This window comes from Pseudomonas sp. TE3786, assembly GCF_054057335.1.
The window spans coordinates 1-19,962 of record NZ_JBSRZF010000021.1 but is presented as its reverse complement, the minus strand read 5'-3'; the positions used below and the strand labels follow the sequence as shown (position 1 = coordinate 19,962).

The window sequence follows — 19,962 nt, the reverse complement described above, 5'->3', positions numbered from 1 at the left end:
AACGCATATGGCATTAACCACAAACACGCGCCTGGTGCAGGTCGACAGCCCACTGGGCAACGACGTGCTGGTGCTGCGCCAGCTGGATGGCATCGAGGAGCTGGGGCGGGTGTTCGACTACGAGTTGAACCTGGTCTCGGAGAACACCTCGCTGGCCCTCAATAGCCTGTTGGGCAAACCCATGGGCGTCACCATGGAGTTGCAGGACGGCAGCAAACGCCACTTCCATGGCATTGTCGCGCGCGCCAGCCAGGGCGCCGGCATCGGCCAGTTCGCCGTCTACCGGGTCACGCTGAAACCGTGGCTGTGGCTGATGTCACGCACCTCCGACTGCAAGATTTTCCAGAACCGCACGGTGCCGGACATCATCAAGCAGGTGTTCCGCGACCTGGGGTTTTCCGACTTCGAAGACAGCCTCAGCCGCTCGTACCGCGAGTGGGACTACTGCGTGCAATACCGCGAAACCAGCTTCGACTTTGTCAGCCGCTTGATGGAGCAGGAGGGCATCTACTACTTTTTCCGCCACGAGAAAGGTCGCCATGTGCTGGTGCTCGCCGACGCTTACGGTGCCCACAGCAAAGCCGCCGGTTACGAGAGCGTGCCGTTCTACCCGCCCACTGCCGAGCAGCGCGAGCTCGACCATATCGATGACTGGCACCTCAGCCACGAAGTGCAGCCAGGTTCCCTGGCCCTCAACGACTACGACTTCCAGCGCCCCAGCGCGCGCCTGGAAGTGCGCTCGGTGATCAGCCGGCCGCACACCGCCAGCGACTTTCCGCTGTACGACTACCCCGGCGAATACGTGCAGAGCGGCGACGGCGAGCACTACGCGCGCACCCGCATCGAAGCGATCCAGACCCAGTACGAGCGTGTGCAATTGCGCGGCACGGCGCGCGGCATCGGCTCCGGCCATCTGTTCAGCCTGACCCGCTACCCGCGAGGCGATCAGAACCGCGAATACCTGGTGGTCGGCGCCCGTTACAAGGTGGTGCAGGAACACTACGAAACCGGTTTCGAGGATGCCGAACAACAGTTCGTCAGCCACCTCGATTGCATGGACGCCAGCCAGGCGTTTCGCCCGCAACCGATCACCGTGCGGCCCATTGTCCAGGGCCCGCAAACGGCGATGGTGGTCGGGCCCAAGGGCGAGGAAATCTGGACCGACCAATACGGCCGGGTGAAGGTGCATTTCTATTGGGACCGCCACGACCAGTCCAACGAAAACAGCTCGTGCTGGATGCGCGTGTCGCAGTCCTGGGCCGGCAAGAACTGGGGCTCGATCCAGATTCCACGGATTGGCCAGGAAGTAATAGTCGGCTTCCTCGAAGGTGACCCCGACCGGCCGATCATTACCGGCCGGGTGTACAACGCCGAGCAGACGGTGCCCTACGAGTTGCCCGCCAACGCCACCCAGAGCGGCACCAAAAGTCGTTCCAGCAAAGGCGGCTCACCGGCCAACTTCAACGAAATCCGCATGGAAGATTTGAAGGGCAGCGAGCAGCTGTTTATCCACGCGGAAAAAAACCAGGACATCGAAGTCGAGAACGACGAGACCCACTGGGTAGGCCACGACCGCACCAAGACCATCGACCATGACGAGACCGTGCACGTCAAACACGACCGCACCGAAACCGTCGACAACAACGAGACCATCACCATCGGGGTGAACCGCACGGAGAAGGTCGGTAACAACGAAACCATCACCATCGGCGTCAACCGCACCGAAGAGGTTGGCAGCAACGAAAAGATCACCATCGGTGCCAACCGTACCGAGAGCGTCGGCGCCAACGAAGACATCAGCATCGGCAGCAACCGCACGGAGAAGGTCGGCAGTAACGAGACCATCAGCATCGGCGCCAACCGCACCGAAGATGTCGGCAGCAACGAGAAGATCACCATTGGTGCCAACCGCACCGAAAACGTCGGCTCCAACGAAGAGATCAGTATCGGCAGCAACCAGACCACCAGCATCGGCAAAGACGAAAGCCGCAGCGTGGGCCAGAGCCGCAGCACCGATGTCGGCAAGGACGACAGCGTGCAGGTCGGCAAGCACTTCAGCCTGGATGCCGGCGACTCCATCACCCTGACCACCGGCGCCGCCAGCATCAGCATGAAAAAGGACGGCACCATCGTCATCAGCGGCAAGAACATCACCATCGACGGCTCTGGCGCGATCAACATCAAGGCCAGCAAGAACGTGGTGGTCAAAGGTCAGAAAATTTTGCAGAACTGAGCCCGGGCTCAGACGGAGTACAGCCATGATGGTCCAGCATTTCACCCCGCCCACCGCCGCCACCCGTTTGGATGGCGTGGTGATTGGCATTCTGCTCGACGTGCCGCAAACCGCCGCGCCGGTGGTGGCGTTTGCCGGCTGCCCGAGTGAAACCGGCATCGCTGCGACCACCACCACGCAGCTCAGCCGCGACGATATCGGCACCCAGGTGGCGCTGATGTTTGTCGGCGGTGATCCGACCCAGCCGCTGGTGATCGGCCGCATTCAGCGCCTGCCGCAAGCTGCGCCACCGGTGGCTGTTGCCCATCTCGATGGCGAGCGCCTGGAGTTCACGGCCGAGAAGGAAATTGTCCTGCGCTGTGGCAAAGCCAGCATCACCCTGACCCGTGAAGGCAAAGTGATTATGCGCGGCACCTACCTGTCCAGCCGCTCCTCGGGCGTGAACCGCATCAAAGGCGGTTCGGTGCAGATCAACTAGAAGAGCCCGTCATGGAACTGCTTAACGCGACCCCATTGGTCGCTGCCTATACCCAAGGCCTGGCCCCGGATGGCCGCGAGTCGCTGGTGGTCATCGCCAAGGGCACCTTCGAGTTGCCGCTGGATGGCCGCGAGGCCACCTTGGCCTCGGTGCAACGGCCGTTGCTGATGGCCGACGAATACGTCGGTGAGCCCGGCCTGTCGGCACCGCTGCGGGAAATGGACTTCGCCCCGATCAAACCGTTTTGCGATGTGCTGGTGATTGGCAAGGCCTATGCCCCTGAAGGGCGGCCGGTGACGCAGCTCACGGCTGGCATTCGAGTGGGGCGGGTGAGCAAGGTATTCACCGTGTACGGCCCGCGCCAATGGCAGCCTGGGCTGATCGGCGCGGGGGCCGGTGTGGCCCAGCCGTTCACCGAGCAAGATATCGGCTACAGCCATGCCTTTGGCGGCAGCGTGCCGGTGGCCAACAACCCCGAACTGAATGACGGCTACCCGGCCAACACCTGCGGGCGTGGCTGGTTTCCGAAAAGCAGCGGCACCGCCGACATCGTCGGTATGCCCATGCCCAATACGGAAATGCTCGGCCAACCGGTGGACTCGCCCCACGGCGACTTCACCCCGATGGCCCTCGGTCCCATAGGCCGCAGCTGGCCGCCGCGCATCGGCTTTGCCGGCACCTACGACGACGCCTGGCTGGCCGACTGCTTTCCGTTTTTACCGAGCGATTTTGACAACCGTTACTACCAGGCCGCGTCGCCAGACCAACAGACCGAGCACCTGAAAGGCGGTGAGGATGTGTTGCTGCTGTGCCTGACTCGCCAGGAGCGAGCGGGCTTCAAGGTGCCGACCCGGCAGGTGCCGGTGACGTTTTTTCTGAAAAAGGGCGGGCATGAAACGGTGCAGGCGGTGATCGACACGCTGGTAATTGATACCGACGCCGGCACTGTGGAAGTGACGTGGCGGGCGAGCAGGGCGCTGCGCCGCAATATGTTTGAAATCCACCAGGTGCTGGTGGGGCGCAAGTCGGTCGGCTGGTGGCGCGCGCGCGAATCCGGCAAGACCTACTACCCGTCGCTGGAGGCCGTGGCGGCCTCACGCCGCGCGCCGCTGGAGGACGCATGATGGCGGCCGTCAGTATTCTCGGCGCGGGTATGGTCAGCGCCGTGGGCCTGGATGCTCACTCCAGTTGCGCAGCCATTCGCAGCGCCCTGGATAATTTCCAGGACACCCGTTTTATCGACGCGGGTGGCGAATGGCAGGTGGGTGCCTGCGTACCGTTGGAACAACCCTGGCGCGGCCGCCGCAAACTGGTGGAAATGGCCGTACGGGCCATCGACCAGGCGCTGCGCAGCGTCCCCGGAATCGATCCCGGGCAAACCCCTTTGCTCCTCGGGGTGGCCGAAACCGAGCGGCCCGGGCGCCTGGAACAGCTGGACATCAGCCTGTTGCACGACATCGAGCAGCAGCTGGGCCAGCGCTTTCATCCCAGTTCGAGCATCATCGCCCGTGGCCGGGTAAGCGCCGCTGTGGGCCTGTTGAATGCCGGCACGCTGATTCACCAAGGCGGCCATCGGCATGTGCTGATCGCCGGCGTCGATTCGCTGTTGGACGCCCGCACCCTCGCAGCTTTTGAAGCGCGTGAACGCCTGCTCACCAGCCGCCATTCCAACGGGTTTATCCCCGGCGAAGGAGCCTCGGCGGTCGTCGTCGGTGCGCCATTGGCCAGCGACACGCCGCAGCTCACCTGCGTGGGTCTGGGGTTCGGGTTGGAAAAAGCCACGGTCGATGCGTTGGACACGCCGTTGCGCGCCGACGGCCTGGCCCAGGCCGTCAACGCCGCGCTGGCGCAGGCCGGCTGTGGGCTGGAGAGCATGGACTATCGCCTGGCGGATATCTCCGGCGAGCAGTACTACTTCAAGGAAGCAGCGCTGGCTCTGAGCCGTACGCTGCGGGTGCGCAAGGAACACTTTCATCTGTGGACCCCTGCCGATTGCCTGGGTGAATGCGGCGCCGCCATCGGCCCGGCATTACTGGCGGTGGCCCTGGCTGCCAGCCAGAAAGGCTACGGCGAGGGCCCGAATATTTTCTGCCACTTGGGCAACGACACCGGCGAACGGGCCGTGGCGCTGCTCAGCTACCAGACGGTGAGGCTGCACTGATGGCCAATCAGGTTTATGCCAACGGCATGGAGATTTCCTGCAAGTCCGGCAGCGGTAAATCCATCGCGGCGTTTCCGGATGTCTGCTTTACCCCGCCGCAGGCACCGCCAACGCCCATGGGCGTGCCGATTCCATACCCCAATACCGGTATCTCCAGCGACACCAGCAATGGCACGCGTACGGTAAAAATCACCGGCAAGGAGATCATGCTCAAGGACAAGAGCTACTTCAAAACCAGCGCCGGTGACGAAGCCGGCTGCGCGCCGAAGAAAGGCATCATCACCGGCAAGATCAAGGGCAAGGTGTACTTCACCGCCTGGTCGATGGACGTCAAATTCGAAGGCGAAAACGTGGTGCGCCACCTCGACCTGATGACCCACAACCATGCCTCGCAAGGGCCCAATACACCGCCTTGGGTGTATCTGGATGAAATGGCTCTGGCTGGTGCGTCGGAGCAATGCAAGGCCGACTCGAAGAAGACCCAGGACTGCATGGAGAAACACACCAAGCAGAACACCCATCAGCAAAAGCGCAAGGACAACAAACTCGATCCGGCCAACACCACCCACGAGCATGCGCTGAAGCATGACTCGAAAGTGGATTGGGCCAAAATCGTCAAAGACGATGACGGCAAAGGGGAGTTCTACAACAAGGCTGGCACCTTGAAAACGATGTGTGCCGACGACAAGTGCGGACCTTTGCTTGAATGCAATCTGGTGCCGTTCGACTTCGGTTGTTGCGATGGCAAAACCCCGCACCACATCGTGCCGGCGCACTGTTTTCTACCGTCTGGTGAACGTAAAAGCGGCGCCGGTGATCGCTACCCCGGCACCGATAAATACGATGACACCAAAGCCCCCTGTGTATGCCTCACCGGCGCTACCAAGATCGCCAGCAATGCCGACGGCAGCCTGAAGGAACACGGCCTGGTGCATGCCATTGTCGACGATGCCGAAGACGCCTTTATGCACACCGAAAAGCTCTCCACGCCCGGTGGCAAACCGAAGATGAAAGCGGGCGTGCAGGCCGAGCGTAAAACGGCCGGCACCTGGAGCTTCGAGCAAGCCAATGACGCCGGTGCCGACGCCGTGGCCAAGGTGAAACAGAAATGCGACAAGGAATGCCTCAAAGCCCAGAGCGAAGCCGCTCACAAGCACATGGGCCTCGACGTGGGCAAAGGCAAGTCGGACAAACTCATGTTGCGCGCCGACTCCCTCGGCAGCCGCACGCCCCCCGGATTCGTGCCTAAGGGTGCGGTCTCCGCCCCAGCCGGCGCGTTCTGATTTGGATAAGGAGTACTGATGTCCAGCGCAAAAGTCCCGGTGACTTTTCTCAATGGTTTTTCCCCGCGCAAAGGCGCTCTGGGCGTGTTGGCGTTTCCCCGCGCCCTCGAAGCAAAAAGCGAGTTCTGCCGTTTCTTCACCTATATCGACGGTAACTGGGGTGCCACCGACCTGGAGTACCAGGGCAAGTCGCTTACCAGCCTGGTCGATTCAGCGCGCAACTACCGCGCCTGGTGGGTGCTGGGTAAAAACGGCGAGGCCACGGAAATCACCGGCAGCGGTCGCCACGACGAGCAGATCCCCAACGCTGGCTTGGGCATCGTTGGCGGCCGTGGCTATGTGGAGGCGTTGAAAAACATCGCCGGTCAGCTTTACGTCTGTGGCTACCACCGCCAGGTGTACACCCGCAGAAATGAGCAGTGGCTGTCGCTGGCCGATGACATTCTCAGCACCGAGCGCGGCATTGGTTTTCTCGACATCGACGGCTTCGCCGAAGACCAGATCTACGCCGTCGGTTGGGAGGGCGAAATCTACTTCTACGACGGCCAGCGCTGGCACCGCGACGACAGCCCGACCACGGCGCACCTGTCCAGCGTGCGCTGCCTGCCCGACGGCGAGGTGTGGATTTGCAGCTATAAAGGCCTGGTCATGCACGGCGCGTTCAACCGCTGGACCGTACTCGATGACTCCGGGCTGAGCTCCAACTGGTACTGCCTGGAGGTGCACGAGGGCGAGGTTTACCTGGCCGGCGATGGTGTGCTGGCCAAGGTGGTGGGTGACAAGCTGGTGGCGCTCGACCCTGTTGGCCGGCCCATCACCACTCACCGCCTGCACAGCCGCGATGGCGTGCTGTGGTCGATCGGCGAGGACGATATTCTCGCCTTCGAAGACGGTGCCTGGCGCGAAGTGCTGCACCCGGACAATGTTTAATGCCGAGCGGGAAGTGACGACGTGGTAGCTCCGGTTGTACCCATCCTTGACCAACACGCCGAAGAAGCCAGCTTCCTCGCGATTCTGCGCGACTACGCCGTGGGCGCGCCGAACTACGACCTCACTCACCTGGCCACCCTCGACAACCGCATCGAAGCGCACCTCGACGGTTTGCAGGTGGCCGGCCTCAAGGGCCTCAATCTGTTGCTCGAACAACTGCGCCCGGCTGCCAGTGGCGAAGTGTTCGCCGCCACCGTGCTGGCTTTTCGCATGGGCAACAGCCCGGCGCTGTCGAGCCTCGGCGAACACCTGCGCAGCAGCGAGGAGGGCGAGCGGTATTTTGCCGCCGCCCTCGGTTGGCTCGATTGGGCTTTGGTGCAGCCGTGGGTGGAGCGCTTGCTGGCATCACCCGAACCGCTGTTCCGCCGCCTGGGCCTGGCCGCCTGCGGTATGCACCGCCACGACCCGGGCCCGGCCTTGCTCTCGGCACTGGGCAACAGCGACCCCAGCGTGCTTGCCCGTGCCGCCAGAACCGCTGGCGAATTGCGCCGTCGCGATCTGATGCAGCCGATTCGTGTGCACCGTCTGCACAGCGATGACGCGCTGCGTTTCTGGAGCAACTGGGCGACCGCGCAGATGGGCGATGAACAAGCGTTGCCGGTGCTGCAGCAGTTTGCCGAACAGCCCGGCCGCTATCAGGAGCGCGCACTGCACGTGGCGCTCGCCTGGCTGCCACGGGAAACCAGCATGGCCTGGATTCGGCGCATGACCCAGACGCCACAGCAACGGCGTATCGCCATCAAGGCCACGGGTCTGTTCGGTGATCCGCTGGCCTTGCCCTGGCTATTGCAGCAGATGCACGACCTGCCGATGGCGCGGGCGGCGGGGGAGGCGTTCAGCCAGATCACCGGTGTCGACCTGGCGCTGCATGATCTGGAACGGCGCGACAGCCCCGACTACGACGCCGGCCCGACCGATGACCCGAACGACACCAATGTGGCGATGGACCCGGACGAAAGCCTGCCCTGGCCCGACCCGCACCTGGTGCAGGCGTGGCTGCAACAACACAGCGCCAGCTTGCCGACCGGCACGGCGTATCTGCTCGGCGCCCCCTTCAGCGAAGGCACCTGTTGGCGCGTGCTGGGCAGTGGCAATCAGCGCCAGCGCGAGGTGGCCGCAGGGCTGCTGGCGCGGTATATCCCCACCGAGGCAGTGTTTCCGGTGAGTGCCCCGGCGCAACGCCAGAAGGGCTTGTTGCGCGGGCGCAGCGTCTAGGCGCAGGCGACAGCTGATCGCCGGCCGCTACGACGGTCGGGGTGAGGCATGGTACGATTCGGCGCGTTTTTCACGGCGGATGTGCGATGACAACTTTCAAAAACAATGCTGAACGGTCGGTAGTCCTCGATACCGAAACCACCGGTATGCCGGTCACCGATGGCCACCGGGTGATCGAGATCGGTTGCGTTGAACTGATTGGCCGCCGCCTCACTGGCCGGCATTTCCACGTGTACCTGCAGCCGGATCGCCAGAGTGACGAAGGCGCCATCGCCGTTCACGGCATTACCGACGAGTTCCTCGCCGACAAACCGCGCTTCAAGGAAGTGGCCGACGAGTTCTTCGAGTTCATCAAAGACGCGCAGCTGATCATCCATAACGCCGCGTTCGACATCGGCTTTATCAACAACGAATTTGCCCTGCTGGGTCAGGACGACCGCGCCGACATCACCGAGCACTGCAGCGTGCTCGACACCCTGATGATGGCCCGCGAACGCCACCCTGGGCAGCGCAACAACCTCGACGCGCTGTGCAAACGCTATGGCGTCGACAACTCCGGCCGTGAACTGCACGGCGCCTTGCTCGACGCCGAGATTCTCGCCGACGTCTACCTGAGCATGACCGGCGGCCAGACTAGCCTGTCCCTGGCCGGCAACGCCTCGGATGGCAACGGCGGCAATGGTGGTGCCAACCAGGCCAGCGAAATCCGCCGCCTGCCGGCCGACCGCCCACGCACCCGCGTGGTCCGCGCCAGCGAAGACGACCTGGCTGCCCACGCCGTGCGCATGGGCCTGCTGGAAAAAGCCTCCGGTGCGTTGCCATTGTGGGTGCAAATGGATGCGCCGCCGGTGGAAGCGGAAGCTGCCGAAACCGCGTAAACAGGCCCGGCCAATCGCGGCTGAAGCCCCTCCCACAAGGATCGCTGATCCCCTGTAGGAGCGGCTTCAGCCGCGATGTTTTTGATCTTCTGCGCAGCACCGGGGTGTAGCCGAGTTATCCGCGTGCGACGTTTTCGTACAGCCCCCGCCTCAGGGGGTTACGCCCATTCGGGCGAGCCTCTACCCTGAGGTCTGCACGGGCCAGGCCCGGTTACTCTTCAGGCGCTAACAGCATGTATAAAGACCTCAAGTTTCCCGTTCTCATCGTGCACCGCGACATCAAGGCCGATACGGTGGCCGGTGACCGGGTGCGGGAGATTGCCCGTGAGCTGGAGCTGGAAGGCTTCACCATTATTTCTACGGCGAGCTCAACCGAGGGCCGTATCGTCGCTTCCACCCACCATGGCCTGGCCTGCATTCTGGTGGCCGCTGAGGGGGCGGGGGAGAATCAGCGGCTGCTGCACGATGTAATCGAGTTGATCCGCGTGGCCCGTGTGCGGGCACCCCATCTGCCGATCTTTGCCCTCGGTGAGCAAGTGACTATCGAGAACGCGCCGGCTGAAGCCATGGCCGATCTCAATCAGCTGCGTGGCCTGCTTTATCTGTTCGAAGATACAGTGCCGTTTCTCGCCCGCCAGGTGGCCCGTGCCGCGCGCAGTTACCTCGATGGGTTGCTGCCGCCGTTCTTCAAGGCGCTGGTGCAGCACACCGCCGAGTCCAACTATTCCTGGCACACGCCGGGGCATGGCGGTGGCGTGGCCTATCGCAAAAGCCCAGTGGGGCAGGCGTTCCATCAGTTCTTTGGCGAGAACACGCTGCGTTCCGACCTTTCGGTGTCGGTGCCGGAGCTGGGCTCGTTGCTCGACCATACCGGCCCGCTGGCTGAAGCCGAGGCCCGTGCGGCGCGCAATTTTGGCGCTGACCACACCTATTTCGTGATCAATGGCACCTCGACGGCCAACAAGATCGTCTGGCACTCGATGGTCGGCCGTGACGATCTGGTGCTGGTGGACCGCAACTGCCACAAGTCGATTCTGCATTCGATCATCATGACCGGTGCCATCCCGCTGTACCTGAGCCCGGAGCGCAATGAGCTGGGCATCATCGGGCCGATTCCGCTCAGCGAGTTCACCCGCGAGTCGATCCAGGCCAAGATCGATGCCAGCCCGCTGGCCCGCGGCCGCGAGCCGAAGGTCAAGCTGGTGGTGGTGACCAATTCCACCTACGACGGGCTGTGCTACAACGCCGAGCTGATCAAGCAGACCATCGGCGACAGCGTGGAAGTGCTGCATTTCGATGAAGCCTGGTATGCCTATGCTGCCTTCCACGAGTTCTATGCCGGCCGTTATGGCATGGGTACCTCGCGCAGTGACGATGGGCCGCTGGTGTTCACCACCCATTCCACCCACAAGCTGCTGGCGGCGTTCAGTCAGGCGTCGATGATCCATGTGCAGGATGGCGGTGCGCGCCAGCTGGATCGGGATCGTTTCAACGAAGCCTTTATGATGCATATCTCCACCTCGCCGCAGTACGGCATCATCGCCTCCCTTGATGTGGCCTCGGCGATGATGGAAGGCCCGGCCGGGCGTTCGCTGATTCAGGAAACCTTCGACGAAGCGCTGAGCTTCCGCCGCGCCCTGGCCAATCTGGGGCAGAGCTTCAAGGCCGAAGACTGGTGGTTCAGCATCTGGCAGCCGACCCTGGCCGAAGGGGCCGACCATGTCAGCACTGCCGACTGGGTGCTGCAGCCGCAGGCCGATTGGCATGGCTTTGGTGATATCGCTGACGACTATGTGCTGCTCGATCCGATCAAGGTCACCCTGGTCACTCCGGGCCTGACCGCAGGCGGTGCGCTGAGCGAGCGGGGCATCCCGGCGGCGGTGGTCAGCAAGTTCCTTTGGGAGCGTGGCCTGGTGGTGGAGAAGACCGGTCTGTACTCCTTCCTGGTGCTGTTCTCCATGGGGATCACCAAGGGCAAATGGAGCACCTTGCTCACCGAGCTGCTGGAGTTCAAACGCAGCTACGACGCCAACGTGCTGCTGAGCAATTGTCTGCCTTCGATTGCCCGTAGCGATGCCCGCTACCAGAGCATGGGCCTGCGCGATCTGTGCGATGCGCTGCATGGCTGCTACCGCGAAAATGCCACGGCGAAAGCGCTTAAACGCATGTACACAGTGCTGCCGGAGGTGGCGATCAAGCCGGCCGATGCCTACAACCACCTGGTGCGGGGCGAGGTGGAAGCGGTGCCGATCGACCAGTTGCAGGGGCGCATTGCCGCGGTGATGCTGGTGCCTTATCCGCCGGGCATTCCGTTGATCATGCCGGGCGAACGCTTTACCGAAGCAACCCGCTCGATCATCGATTACCTGGCCTTTGCGCGGACCTTCGACCGCAGCTTCCCCGGTTTCGATACCGATGTGCACGGCCTGCAGCACCAAGACAGCCCGCAAGGTCGCTGCTATACCGTTGACTGCATCAAGGAGTAATTCAGTCCGGGGGGACGCATGAGCGAAGAGCAGCAGAACGCAAAAGGGAGTATGGGGTTCTGGACCTGCTCGGCATTGGTGGTCGGCAATATGGTGGGCTCGGGGGTATTTTTGCTGCCCTCCAGCCTGGCCGCGTTTGGTGGCCTGAGCCTATATGGCTGGCTGATCTCCAGCATTGGTGCGGTGATTCTGGCACTCACCTTTGCACGCCTGTCGCGCCTCAATCCGTCCGCTGGTGGCCCCTACGCCTATACCCGCGATGGCTTCGGGCCGTTTGCCGGTTACCTGTGCGCCTGGACTTACTGGAAAGCCGCCTGGATCGGCAATGCGGCGATCTCGGTGACCCTGGTGGGCTACCTGCAGGTATTTATTCCTGCCTTGCGCGATCCGGCACTGGCCATCGGTACCGCTATCGCGGCGATCTGGCTATGCACCCTGGTCAACTTGCGCGGTATTGGCGCTTTTGGTGTGGTGCAGAACATCCTCACGGCCTTGAAGCTGATTCCGTTGTTGTTGATCGGCGTACTCGGCTGGTTTTCCTTCCATCCTGAATACCTGCGCATTCCGCCGGTGGAGTCGCTGCCCGGTGGCGTCGGTTATGCCACGGCGATTGCCACCACGGCAGCGTTGACCCTGTGGTCGTTTATCGGCCTGGAGTCGGCGACGGTGCCGGCCGAGCATGTCAAAGACCCGAAACGCACCATTCCCCGCGCCACTATCTTCGGCACCTTGGTGGCAGCGGCGGTGTATATCCTCTCCATTACCGCCGTACAGGGCGTGCTGCCGCCGGAGGTGCTGGTGCGCTCTACTGCGCCCTTTGCCGATGCGGCGCAGGTGCTGCTCGGTCCTTGGGGTTATTACTTTGTTGCCGGGGGGGCGGTGATCGCCTGCCTCGGTGCGCTGAACGGCTGGGTGTTGCTGCAAGGGCAGATTCCCATGGCCACGGCGCGCGACGGTTTGCTGCCGGAGTCGCTGGCCAAGGTCAACAAACACAACGTGCCGGCCAACGGCCTGCTGGTGTCCGGGGTGTTGGTGACCTTGCTGGTGCTGGTCGATGGTCAGGGCGATCTGGTGGAAGTGTTCAACGTCATCATTCTGCTCGGCACCATGACCGGGGTGGTGCCTTACGCCTTCTGCACCGCGGCGTTGCTGCAGTTCCTCGCGGTAAAACCCGAGGCCTTCAAGCCTCGTGAGCGGGCGTTGATGGTGGTGATTGGCAGCCTGGGCTTTGTTTACTCGATGTGGGCGCTGTATGGCACCGGGCAGCAGGCGATCTTCTGGGGCTTCCTGGTGCTGATGGCCGGGATTCCGCTGTACACCTGGCGGCAGTGGCGCAACCGCGTGCACGGCGTCGCCACGCTCTAAGTGCATCGCGGCTGAAGCCGCTCCTACAGAGCTGCACAATTCGTAGGAGCGGCTTCAGCCGCGATTGGCCAGGCCTGGAACCGGAAATCGAAAGATCAAAAGCATCGAGGCTGAAGCCTCACACAATGGATCGCACAACCCGTTGGGAGAGGGAGGTGGCCATCCGATTCAGCCTCGATTGATCTAAAGCCTTACAACCAATGCGCCACCGCCCACCAGCCGAGCAAGCTCATCACGATGGTGTACGGCAGCGCCATATACGCCATGCGCCCATACGACAGCCGCACCAGCGGTGCCAACGACGAAGTCAGCAAAAACAGAAACGCTGCCTGGCCATTTGGGGTGGCCACGCTCGGCAGGTTGGTGCCGGTGTTGATTGCCACCGCCAGGGTTTCGAAGTGTTCGCGGCTCATGGTGCCGGCGGCGAATTCGCGTTTGACCTCGGTGATATAGATGGTGGCGACAAACACGTTGTCGCTGATCGCCGAGAGCAGGCCATTGGCAATAAACAGCATGGTCGGCTGCTGGTCGGTGGGCAGCGCCAGCACCGCCTGGATGATCGGGGTAAACAGCTGCTGTTCATGAATCACCGCTACCACGGCAAAGAACACCACCAGCAGGGCGGTAAAGGGCAGGGCGTCCTTGAAGGCGTTGCCGATCCGGTGTTCGTCGGTGATGCCGCTGAAGGCGGTGATCAGCACAATCACCAGCAGGCCGATCAGGCCGACTTCGGCGACGTGGAAGGCCAGGCAGCCAATCAGGATTACCGCGGCCAGACCCTGCACGATCAAGCTGGCGGTGTCCGCCACCGTGCGGTTCTGTGCTTCACGGGCGGCCTGTTCGGCCAGCACGCTGCGCACCGAAGCCGGCAGCTCGGTGCCGTAGCCAAACCAGCGCAATTTCTCCAGCAGCACGCAGGTCACCAGACCGGCGACCAGCACAGGCATCGACACCGGGGCGACGTGTTTGAAGAAGGTGACAAAGTCCCAGCCCACTTCATGGCCGATCAGCAGGTTCTGCGGTTCGCCCACCAGCGTACACACGCCACCCAGGGCGGTGCCGACCGCGCCATGCATCAACAGGCTGCGCAGAAAGGCGCGAAATTGATCGAGTTCCTGGCGTTGCTGCTCGGCGATATCGCCGTCATCACTGGCATCGTTCTGGTTGCTGGAGGCGAAGCGGTGAAATACCTGGTAGAAGCCCAGGCACACGGTGATCACCACGGCGATTACCGTGAGGGCGTCGAGAAAGGCCGAGAGAAAGGCCGCCAGCGAGCAGAAGGTCAGCCCCAGCAGCGCCTTGGATTTCACCCCCAGCAGCAACTTGGAAAACACCAGAAGCAGCAGGTCTTTCATAAAGTAAATGCCCGCCACCATAAACATCAGCAGCAGAATCACTGGAAAGTTGTGCGCCAGTTCGTCATAAAGCGCCTGCGGGCCGGCCATGTTCAACAGCAAGGCCTCCAGCACCAACAGGCCGCCGGGCTGCAGCGGGTAGCACTTGAGGGCCATGCCCAGGGTGAAAATGAACTCGGCCACCAGCATCCAGCCGGCTACCACCGGGCCCAATGCCCACAGGGCCAGCGGGTTGAGAAGAAGAAAGGCGAGAATGCACAGCTTGTACCAGCGCGGTGAGTGACCCAGAAAGTTTCTGCCAAAGGCGTGGGCAAGCGAGGTTGTCATAGCGCGGTAGACCTTATTCGAATGGAGTTTGGGGCGTTGGCAAGATACCAGACAGATCAAGTGCTTAACGGCTTTACTCAAGCAGAGGTGTGAAGACCGGCAGCGTGGTCTGCGTCACACCGCCGGCATCGACTTTTGTCGCGTGCTTGTTATAGTTGGCCGGTTTTATTCATAACAACATTCTATGCACGCGCGTGCAGCAGAAGTGAGGAAGGCCAAGATGTCCGCCTACAAAGCGTTCCGTGTAGAACTGGCCGACAAGATCGCCCATGTGGTGATCAACCGTCCAGAAAAAGTCAACGCCATGAGCGCGGACTTCTGGACCGAAATCGTGGAAATCTTCAACTGGATCGATAACAACGACGAAGTGCGGGTGGTGGTCATCTCCGGCGCCGGCAAGCATTTTTCCTCGGGCATCGATCTGATGATGCTGGCCCAGGTCGGCAACCAGCTGGGCAAAGACCCCGGCCGCAACGCCGACGTGCTGCGCCGCAAGATTCTCGAACTGCAAGCCTCGTTCAATGCCGTGGACGCCTGCCGCAAACCGGTGCTGGCGGCCATTCAGGGCTATTGCCTGGGCGGCGCCATCGACCTGATCAGCGCCTGCGACATGCGCTACTCCACCCTCGATGCGCAGTTTTCGATCAAGGAAATCGACATGGGCATGGCCGCCGATGTTGGCACCCTGCAGCGTCTGCCACGCATCATCGGCGACGGCATGATGCGCGAGTTGGCCTATACCGGCCGCACCATCGGTGGTGAAGAGGCGCGCAGCATCGGCCTGGTCAATCGCACCTTCGTCGATGAAGCGGCCCTGCTGGATGGCGTGTTCGGCATTGCCCGCGAGATCGCCAGCAAGTCGCCGATTGCCATTCGTGGCACGAAGAAAATGATCGGCTATATGCGTGACCATCGCGTGGACGACGGCCTGGAATACGTGGCCGTTTGGAACTCCAACATGCTGCAGTCGCCCGATTTGCGCATCGCCATGGCGGCTCATATGGGCAAGCAAAAGCCGGAATTCGCAGACTGATGCGCGGGTATTACTCACTGGCGCGGGAGGCGCAGTAGGCCATGGTTTCTGGAGCCACATCCCTGAGTCTGGTGCGCGACGAGCTGTTCGCCACCATGGAAGAGGCGGAGCTGAGCCTTGAGCAGTTTATTGCCGAGCGCAACAACGGCAGCCTGCTGCAACAAGCGGTGGAGTACCTGCAGCAAGTTCGCGGCACCCTCAACCTGATTGAGCTGGCCGGTGCCGAGTTGCTGGCCCAGGAAGTGCTCGAACAGGCTACCGACATTCCCGAGGGTGCCGGTGAAGAGCGCGATGTGCAGCTGTCGGCGTTGAACAACGCCCTGCACGTGCTGCGTCGCTACCTGGAAAACGTCGAGATGCACCGCCAGGAATTGCCTGAGCTGCTGCTGCCGGCGATCAACGACCTGCGCGCCGCAGGCGGCCAACCGCCGCTGCCGGAGAGCTTCTTCTTCAGCGCACGTCTGGACCAGAACCGCCCGGAAACCGGTGCAGCGGTCGACGTGGCGGCGCATGCGGCGGATCTGCGCCGTCTGCGCCAGATGTACCAAGTGGGTTTGCTCGGTTTTATCCGTGAAGATGGCCCGCAAGCTGGCCTGAAGCTGATGGGCCGAGCCCTTACCCGTCTCGACAGCCTGTTCGCCAGCCAGCCCCGTGGTCGGCTGTGCTGGATCGGTGCGGCGGCGCTGGAAGCCCAGGTCGATGGCCAGCTGCTGCCACGCAAATCGCGCAAGCAGCTGTTCGCCCGTATCGACCGCGAGCTCAAGCAGCTGCTCGGCAATCCTGCTTACGAAGCGCCGCGCAATCTGCTCAAGGAATTGCTCTACCTGGTGGCGCTGGCCGACAGTCACGGCCCGCAAGCCACTCAGGTGCGCGAGATCTTTGCCCTGACGGCGCTGCCGTTCACCGACCAGCTGCTGGAAGAAGAATCGCAACTGCTGGCCGGTCCGGGCCGCTCGGTGATGCGTTCGTTGTCCTCGGCCATCCGCGAGGAACTGGCCAGCGTCAAAGACCTGCTCGACCTGATCGAACGCGGCACCGTCGACAGCGAACGCCTGACCACGCTGCACGGTCTGCTCGGCAAGCTGGCGAAAACCCTCGGCATGGTCGGCCTCAGTTCGGCCGGCGCGACCCTGGCCAGCCAGCTGCAAGTGGTGGCGGGCTGGAACGATGCAGAGCCGATCGAAGCGCCGGCCCTGCACAAAATGGCCGACGCTGTGCTGTATGTGGAAAGCATGGTTGCCAGCCTGGAAAGCGGTGAGCGCCGCGAAGCCCGGCCGCAGGAAGTGAAGCCTGGCGACGAGGCCACCTCATTCGCTCAGCACCAGTTGAACGAAGCGCGGATTGTCGTGGTGGACGAATCGCAGGCAGGCCTGGCATTGGCCAAGCGGGCGATCACTTCGTACCTGGAATCCAACGGCGACAAGCTGCATCTGGCCAACGTGCCGTTCAGCCTGCAAGCGGTGCGCGGCGGTCTGTGGTTTCTCAACCAGGAACGTGCAGCGCTGTTGGTGGGTGCCTGCGCAGACTATATCCAGACGCAGATGCTGGAGGCGGCGCAGATGCCGTCCGAGCAGATGCTGGAAACCCTTGCCGATGCCCTGACCAGCCTTGAGTACTACCTTGAAGGTGGCGCGGTATTGCGTCCGGAAACCGTACCAAGCGTGCTCGATCTGGCGGCTGAAAGCGTGCGCGCCCTGGGGCTGCAGGTGGCTGCCTGATGAGCAAGAGCTGGCAGCCGGCTGTGCTGGACATCAGCCAGGGTGGCGGTTGGGCCCTGGCGCATTTTCGCCAGGGCTTTCTCGCCGACAGCAATGGTGTGCTGTTCCCCCGTGATTGGCTGAAACGCCAGGAGCTGCCGGCCTTTGAGGAACACGGCCTGGGCCATTTCGATGGCGACGCCATCTACCTGTTGGACTTTGCCCAGGCGCCGCAATTGGAAGGCTGCACCTTGCTGACCTTGCGTCAGCACATGATGCAGAGCGATGCCGACACCTTCCGCCTGCTCGGTTTTGCCGCGCAGATCGCCACCTGGGCTGACAACTACCGCTTCTGCGGCAGCTGCGGCACACGCACCCAGCGCTCGCTGAGCGACCGTTCGGCGACCTGCCCGAACTGCGAGGTGGCGCATTACCCACGGCTGTCGCCGAGCATGATCGTGCTGGTGACCCGTGGTGATGAGATTCTGCTGGCCCGTTCGCCGCGCTATGTGCCGGGCATGTACAGCACCCTGGCCGGCTTTGTCGAAGCCGGTGAGTCGGTGGAGAACTGCGTGGCGCGTGAAGTGCGCGAAGAAGTTGGGGTGGAGATCAAGAATATCCAGTACCTGGGTAGCCAGGGCTGGCCATTCCCGCACTCGCTGATGCTCGGTTTCCATGCCGAGTACGCCAGTGGCGAGATCGTGATGCAGGAAGAGGAAATTGAAGACGCACAGTGGTTCAAGCTCGACAGCCTGCCGCCGTTGCCTGCCTCCCGTTCGATTGCTCGCTACCTGATCGACCTGTATGTGGCGCGCCGTTCAGGCCTGCCCGAACCAGTGCTGCCAGGCTAACCGCGCGGTCAAGGCCAACACCACCAGAATGAACACCGGGCGGATAAATTTCGAACCGCCGGAAATGGCCGTGCGCGCGCCGAGAAAAGCCCCGGCCATCAACGCCACGCCCATGCTCAGGCCGAGCACCCAGGCCACTTGCCCGCCGATGATAAACACCACCAGTGCCGTGATGTTGCTGACGAAGTTCATTGTCCGCGCCACGCCGCTGGCGCGCAGCAGGTCGAGGGGGTAGAGCAGCAGCGAGCTGACCGTCCAGAACGCGCCGGTGCCAGGGCCGGCAACGCCATCGTAGAAACCCAGGGTAAAACCCTGCGGCCATTGCCGGCGGCGGCCAATCGGCGCATCGCTGAGGACCGGCGCGGTGGGGGTTCGGCTGAATAACAGGTAAAGGCCGCAGGCGAACACCACCACCGGCAGCATCTGCATCAGCCATTCGGCGGGTAGCCAGTGGGCAATGGCGGCGCCAATGGCCGAGCCGATGGCGGTGGCCACCAGGGCGTTGCGCCAGGCCGTGGGGTCGAACAGCTTGCGTCGGTAGAAAGTCAGGCTGGCAGTGGCCGAACCAAAGGTCGCGCAGAGTTTGCTGGTACCCAGGGCCAGATGGGGCGGCACCCCGGCGGTGAGCAGGGCGGGCATGGTCAAAAGACCGCCACCGCCGGCGATGGCATCGATAAAGCCGGCGATAAAGGCAACCCCGGCGAGGATGGCGAGGGTGGTGGGATCTACAAGCAGTTCGAAAGGCATAAAAAAAGTCGACTGGTGTCAGATTGCGCCGAATGCCGGCTGGCCGTGGACGGGGCGGCTGCGCATAATGCCGGCTATTTGCCGCAGAAGGAATTGGCTTTATGCAGTATGACGGTCTGGCGTGGGGCATCGCCCTGCTGGCACTACTGGCCGTATTGGTCGCCGCACGGATTCTGCTGAATCGCAGCTGGTTTCTCGGCTGGCTGCGCGGCACCCTCGGCTTGGCGTTCGTCGCCCTGGCCGGGCTGATCGGCGTGGTCGCCTATGACCTGGTGAGCTACGACGCGCTGCCCCAGGACAAGCCCATGGTCACCCTGAGCTTCCAGGCCGACGGCCCGCAGCGCTACCGGGTAACCCTGCTGGAAGGGGCTGACGAGCGCACCGTCAATCTAGAAGGCGACCTCTGGCAACTGGATGCGCGCCTGTTCGAATGGAAGGGGCTGGCGGCGCTGATCGGCTTGCAACCGGGCTACCGCCTGGAAAAACTCTCCGGGCGTTTCCTTGCCATCGAACAGCAAGAGCTGGCCCAGCATGCCACGGCCCCTTTGGCTCGCAGCCCCTACGGTATCGACCTGTGGCGCTGGCTGCGGCTGGGACCGCACGACCTGTTCCTGTTCAAGCCGCAGGCGTTGCGGGTGACCTACTTGCCGATGGCCGATGGCGCGGTGTATGCGGTGAGTTTGTCGCCTACGGGGTTGATGGCTAAGCCGTTGAACCAGGCGGCGGATCAGGCGCTCAAGGACTGGAAGTAAACGCTGAGCTGCTTTTTGTGGGAGGGGCTTCAGCCGCGAGCTTTTAAGATCAAGAGCTCGCGGCGCGACGCCCCCCCAAAAAAACAGAACCCCAGCGGCGCCCGCCGCGCA

16 protein-coding genes and 1 pseudogene are annotated in these 19,962 nt (G+C 62.7%); 15 read left to right on the top strand and 2 right to left on the bottom strand.

Annotated features, from left to right (window positions below; translation table 11 throughout):
- Positions 1–7 precede the first annotated feature (7 nt).
- The 11 genes and pseudogenes from ACVW0Y_RS19935 to ACVW0Y_RS19885 all read left to right on the top strand — a co-directional run bounded on the left by ACVW0Y_RS19935 (position 8) and on the right by ACVW0Y_RS19885 (position 13,089).
- A complete protein-coding gene (locus ACVW0Y_RS19935) occupies positions 8–2,233 on the top strand; it encodes a type VI secretion system Vgr family protein (RefSeq protein ID WP_457440771.1) in 2,226 nt (741 codons plus the stop codon).
- Between the two features lie 25 nt (positions 2,234–2,258).
- Complete coding sequence (locus ACVW0Y_RS19930; protein ID WP_457440770.1) at positions 2,259–2,711, top strand: DUF6484 domain-containing protein; 453 nt, start codon at positions 2,259–2,261, stop codon at positions 2,709–2,711.
- Positions 2,712–2,722: 11 nt separating this feature from the next.
- A complete protein-coding gene (locus ACVW0Y_RS19925) occupies positions 2,723–3,835 on the top strand; it encodes a DUF2169 family type VI secretion system accessory protein (protein ID WP_457440768.1) in 1,113 nt (370 codons plus the stop codon).
- A complete protein-coding gene (locus ACVW0Y_RS19920) occupies positions 3,835–4,872 on the top strand; it encodes a hypothetical protein (RefSeq protein WP_457440878.1) in 1,038 nt (345 codons plus the stop codon). The genes ACVW0Y_RS19925 and ACVW0Y_RS19920 overlap by 1 nt, the downstream gene beginning before the upstream one ends.
- Positions 4,872–5,304 (top strand): annotated as a pseudogene (locus ACVW0Y_RS19915) (DUF4150 domain-containing protein); the annotation flags it as partial. The gene ACVW0Y_RS19920 and the pseudogene ACVW0Y_RS19915, both read left to right, overlap by 1 nt.
- Positions 5,304–6,155 carry an HNH/endonuclease VII fold toxin-2 domain-containing protein gene (locus ACVW0Y_RS19910; protein ID WP_457440876.1) on the top strand — a complete coding sequence of 284 codons (852 nt, stop codon included), beginning with the start codon at positions 5,304–5,306 and terminating at the stop codon, positions 6,153–6,155. The pseudogene ACVW0Y_RS19915 and the gene ACVW0Y_RS19910, both read left to right, overlap by 1 nt.
- Positions 6,156–6,173: 18 nt before the next feature.
- Positions 6,174–7,085, top strand: coding sequence for a hypothetical protein (locus tag ACVW0Y_RS19905; RefSeq protein ID WP_457440766.1), 912 nt, complete (start codon positions 6,174–6,176; stop codon positions 7,083–7,085).
- A gap of 21 nt (positions 7,086–7,106) precedes the next feature.
- The gene (locus ACVW0Y_RS19900; protein WP_457440765.1) at positions 7,107–8,360 is read left to right on the top strand and encodes a TIGR02270 family protein; all 1,254 of its coding nucleotides are present in this window, start codon (positions 7,107–7,109) and stop codon (positions 8,358–8,360) included.
- 86 nt (positions 8,361–8,446) lie between these two features.
- Positions 8,447–9,238, top strand: a complete 792-nt coding sequence (gene dnaQ / locus ACVW0Y_RS19895; RefSeq protein WP_457440763.1) for a DNA polymerase III subunit epsilon — start codon at positions 8,447–8,449, stop codon at positions 9,236–9,238.
- 233 nt (positions 9,239–9,471) lie between these two features.
- Positions 9,472–11,724, top strand: a complete 2,253-nt coding sequence (locus tag ACVW0Y_RS19890) for an Orn/Lys/Arg family decarboxylase (protein ID WP_457440761.1) — start codon at positions 9,472–9,474, stop codon at positions 11,722–11,724.
- Between the two features lie 18 nt (positions 11,725–11,742).
- Positions 11,743–13,089: an amino acid permease gene (locus tag ACVW0Y_RS19885; RefSeq protein WP_457440759.1), complete on the top strand. Its 1,347-nt coding sequence runs from the start codon at positions 11,743–11,745 to the stop codon at positions 13,087–13,089.
- 191 nt (positions 13,090–13,280) lie between these two features.
- Here ACVW0Y_RS19885 and nhaB read toward each other — a convergent pair whose 3' ends face one another.
- Positions 13,281–14,771, bottom strand: coding sequence for a sodium/proton antiporter NhaB (gene nhaB, locus ACVW0Y_RS19880; protein ID WP_457440757.1), 1,491 nt, complete (start codon positions 14,769–14,771; stop codon positions 13,281–13,283).
- Positions 14,772–14,991: 220 nt separating this feature from the next.
- Between nhaB and ACVW0Y_RS19875 the strand changes: the two genes are divergently transcribed.
- Genes ACVW0Y_RS19875 through nudC form a run of 3 tightly spaced genes read left to right on the top strand, consistent with a single transcriptional unit; the run spans position 14,992 to position 18,352 of the window.
- Positions 14,992–15,804, top strand: coding sequence for a crotonase/enoyl-CoA hydratase family protein (locus tag ACVW0Y_RS19875; RefSeq protein WP_457440755.1), 813 nt, complete (start codon positions 14,992–14,994; stop codon positions 15,802–15,804).
- Between the two features lie 41 nt (positions 15,805–15,845).
- Positions 15,846–17,522 carry a ferrous iron transporter B gene (locus ACVW0Y_RS19870; protein ID WP_457440753.1) on the top strand — a complete coding sequence of 559 codons (1,677 nt, stop codon included), beginning with the start codon at positions 15,846–15,848 and terminating at the stop codon, positions 17,520–17,522.
- On the top strand, positions 17,522–18,352 hold the full coding sequence (gene nudC / locus ACVW0Y_RS19865; protein WP_457440751.1) for an NAD(+) diphosphatase: 831 nt from the start codon (positions 17,522–17,524) through the stop codon (positions 18,350–18,352). The genes ACVW0Y_RS19870 and nudC overlap by 1 nt, the downstream gene beginning before the upstream one ends.
- On the opposite strand, the gene ACVW0Y_RS19860 is transcribed toward nudC, so the two are convergent.
- The gene (locus ACVW0Y_RS19860) at positions 18,320–19,099 is read right to left on the bottom strand and encodes a TSUP family transporter (RefSeq protein ID WP_457440749.1); all 780 of its coding nucleotides are present in this window, start codon (positions 19,097–19,099) and stop codon (positions 18,320–18,322) included. The two genes, nudC and ACVW0Y_RS19860, sit on opposite strands and share 33 nt — an antisense overlap.
- A gap of 101 nt (positions 19,100–19,200) precedes the next feature.
- Between ACVW0Y_RS19860 and ACVW0Y_RS19855 the strand changes: the two genes are divergently transcribed.
- A complete protein-coding gene (locus tag ACVW0Y_RS19855) occupies positions 19,201–19,851 on the top strand; it encodes a hypothetical protein (protein WP_457440747.1) in 651 nt (216 codons plus the stop codon).
- The last annotated feature ends 111 nt before the right edge of the window (positions 19,852–19,962 follow it).